Here is a 2,828-nt window from a genome sequence, read left to right as displayed (position 1 = left end):
CCGGCCGCGACCCCCGACCGCGCGGTGCACGACGCCGAGCACGGCACCGGCCTGCCGGGCGCGCTGCGCCGCAGCGAGGGAGACGAGCCGCACGCCGACGAGTCCGTCAACGAGGCCTACGACGGGCTCGGGCACACGTGGTCGCTGTTCCACGAGGCGTACGGGCGCAACTCCCTCGACGACGCCGGCCTCAAGCTCGTCGCGTCCGTGCACTTCGCCAAGGACTACGACAACGCGTTCTGGGACGGCGAGCAGATGGTCTTCGGTGACGGCGACGGCGAGGTCTTCGGCTCGTTCACCGACTGCCTCGACGTCATCGGTCACGAGCTCGCGCACGGGTTCACGCAGTACACAGCAGGCTTCGTCTACGTCGGCCAGTCCGGGGCGCTCAACGAGCACGTCTCCGACGTGTTCGGCGTGCTCACCGTGCAGCGAGTGCTGGGGCACTCGGCCGAGCAGGCCGACTGGCTCGTCGGCAAAGACCTGTTTCGGCCCGGCGTCAAAGGCGTCGCGCTGCGCTCGATGAAGGCGCCCGGCACCGCCTACGACGACCCGCGCCTGGGCAAAGACCCGCAGCCGGCCCACATGGACGACTACGAGCAGCTGCCGCACGACGAGGCCAACGACAACGGCGGGGTGCACATCAACTCCGGCATCCCCAACCACGCGTTCTACCTGGCCGCCACCACCCTCGGCGGCAACGCCTGGGAGGCCCCCGGCCAGATCTGGTACGACGTCATGACCACCGGAGGTCTGCCCAAAGACGCCGACTTCGCGGCCTTCGCCGCCGCCACCCTCGTGGCCGCCGGCGCCCGTTACGGCGAGGGCAGCGCCGAGCAGCAGGCGGTCCGGGCCGGCTGGAACGGAGTCGGTGTGGCCGCCGCCGCCTCCCCCGTGCACCTGACGCGGTCTCGACCCGACACGCGGGCCGCCGCCCGGGGGCCGCGGCGACTGCCCGATGCCCGAAGGTGACACCGTCGCGTGGACGGCGGCCCGGCTCCAGGCCGCCCTCGGCGGGGCGACCCTGACGCGGGCCGAGTTGCGCTGGCCGTCGCTCGCCCAGACCGATCTCGTGGGGGCCAGAACGGTGCGGGTGGTCGCGCGCGGCAAGCACCTGCTGCACCGCCTCGACCTGCAGGGGCAGGCCCTCACGCTGCACTCGCACCTGCGGATGGACGGCACGTGGCGGGTGCGGCCCGCACAGGAAAGCGTGCGGTGGGACCATCGGCTGCGTGCCGTGCTCGGCACCGCCGAGGCGACCGCCCTGGGGCGCAGCCTGGGCATGCTCGACCTCGTCGCCACCGCCGACGAGGATCGGCTCGTCGGGCACCTCGGTCCCGACATCCTCACCCGCGCCTGGCAGCTGGCAGGCGGCCCACCCGGCCGGGAGATCGCGCTGGCGCGCCTGTCACGGGACGGCCGGCCGCTCGCGGAAGCGCTGCTCGATCAGCGGGTGCTCGCCGGACTCGGCACCTTCTGGGTCAGCGAGGGCTGCTTCGCCCGGCGGCTGAACCCGTGGCGGACCGCCTCGCAGGTGCCGGCCGACGACGTAGCGGCGCTCCTGGACTGGGCCCGGCCACGGATGCTGCGGTCGGCCCGCACCGGCGCGCAGTCGGTCACCGGGCTGGCTCGCCGAGACGCCCTCGGGGCCGTGCACGCACTGTCGGGACGACCGTGTCGCCGCTGCGGCCGCCCCGTGCGGGTCGCGCTCGTCGGCGTGGCCCCGCGAGAGCGCACGATCTTCTACTGCCCGGCCTGCCAGGGCGGGCTCGCCCCCACCGACGACGGGCGGCCGCAAGCACCCCTGGGGGCCACCCGCTCCGATCGACGGTCCGATCGACGCTCCGCCAGCGGGCCCGGAGGGGCTCAGCTGTAGAGGGGCCGGTCCGGGTCGTCGGGCTCGTCCTGACGGGCCGAGCTCTCGCCGCCGTCGGGGGCGACGTCCTCGCCGTACAACACCTGGCCGTCCTCGGCGACGACGACGAGCGTCTCCGCGCCGCCGTCGACGATCCTGTCCGCGATGAGAGCAGCCTCCGGCTCCGGAACCCGCACCCCCGCGCGCTCCCAGCCCCGCGTCAGTTCCTCGAGGATCTCCGACGGAGCCCGACCGGCGGCGCCGCCGGCCACCGCCGTCAACGTGTCGACGTAGGCGCGCACCCCTTCCGGCCCGACCTCGTCCGCGAAGCCGGAGTTCACCGTGATGCGCGACGTGCGGGTCGTCTCCTCGGTCCCGCGCCGGCCCTGCAGGTCCGGGTTGTTGACGTCGACCTCGGCAGTGTCGCTGGAACGGACCCGCTGATCGTCGTGCCGATCGTTGTGCCGATCATCGTGCCGATCGTTGTGGCGGCCATCTGCGACGGTGCTCATATCAGTCTCCTGGTCAGGCGGGGATCGGTCTGCGAACGCCCGCCATCGGTCGACGAGCGCGGCGCGGCGAGCTCGGTCGGCGGGTAGGCCAAGTACATCTACCCGTTGGGGCCGAACGCAATCCCGGCGCCGGCGGCAGGTGCTGCCTAGGGTATGGGGGCCAGCCGGCCATCGGCCACGAGAGAGGACCGCGAGATGAGCACGATCCTGTGGCTGCGCCGCGACCTGCGCCGCGACGACCTGCCGGCGCTGCTCGCCGCGCACGAGGCGGCGGGCGACGGCCGGGTGCTGCCGGTGTTCGTGCTCGACCCCGCGTTGTGGGACACCGCCGGGGACGCCCGGCGTGCGGCCCTGCGAGACGCCCTGCTGCGCGCCCGCGAGGACTACGACGGGGCGCTCGTCGTGCGTACCGGGCGCCCGGCCGAGGTGCTCCCCGAGCTGGCGACGCAGGTCGCGGCCAC

At 74.0% G+C, this 2,828-nt stretch carries 4 protein-coding genes; 3 read left to right on the top strand and 1 reads right to left on the bottom strand.

Annotation, left to right across the window (positions count from 1 at the left end):
- Both PINTE_RS20865 and PINTE_RS20860 read left to right on the top strand, forming a co-directional pair.
- Window positions 1-972 (top strand): M4 family metallopeptidase (locus tag PINTE_RS20865; protein WP_068434444.1); only part of this gene is annotated, 972 nt, incomplete at its 5' end.
- Window positions 959-1,876 carry a DNA-formamidopyrimidine glycosylase family protein gene (locus PINTE_RS20860; protein ID WP_068434441.1) on the top strand — a complete coding sequence of 306 codons (918 nt, stop codon included), beginning with the start codon at window positions 959-961 and terminating at the stop codon, window positions 1,874-1,876. The genes PINTE_RS20865 and PINTE_RS20860, both read left to right, overlap by 14 nt.
- Here PINTE_RS20860 and PINTE_RS20855 read toward each other — a convergent pair.
- A complete protein-coding gene (locus PINTE_RS20855) occupies window positions 1,867-2,367 on the bottom strand; it encodes a hypothetical protein (protein WP_068434438.1) in 501 nt (166 codons plus the stop codon). The genes PINTE_RS20860 and PINTE_RS20855 overlap by 10 nt on opposite strands.
- 195 nt (window positions 2,368-2,562) lie before the next feature.
- On the opposite strand from PINTE_RS20855, the gene PINTE_RS20850 reads away from it, so the two are divergent.
- A partial coding sequence (locus tag PINTE_RS20850; protein ID WP_174524040.1) for a deoxyribodipyrimidine photo-lyase occupies window positions 2,563-2,828 on the top strand: 266 nt, incomplete at its 3' end.

The organism is Piscicoccus intestinalis NBRC 104926, assembly GCF_001515525.1.
GTDB classification, from domain to species: domain Bacteria; phylum Actinomycetota; class Actinomycetes; order Actinomycetales; family Dermatophilaceae; genus Kineosphaera; species Kineosphaera intestinalis.
Note: the sequence above shows the minus strand (reverse complement) of the source record. Positions and strands in the feature narration are given on the sequence as shown.

Coding starts and splice junctions, on each gene's coding strand:
- PINTE_RS20860 (WP_068434441.1), top strand. CDS start 959: ATGCCCGAAGGTGACACCGTCGCGTGGACGGCGGCCCGGCTCCAGGCC.
- PINTE_RS20855 (WP_068434438.1), bottom strand. CDS start 2,367: ATGAGCACCGTCGCAGATGGCCGCCACAACGATCGGCACGATGATCGG.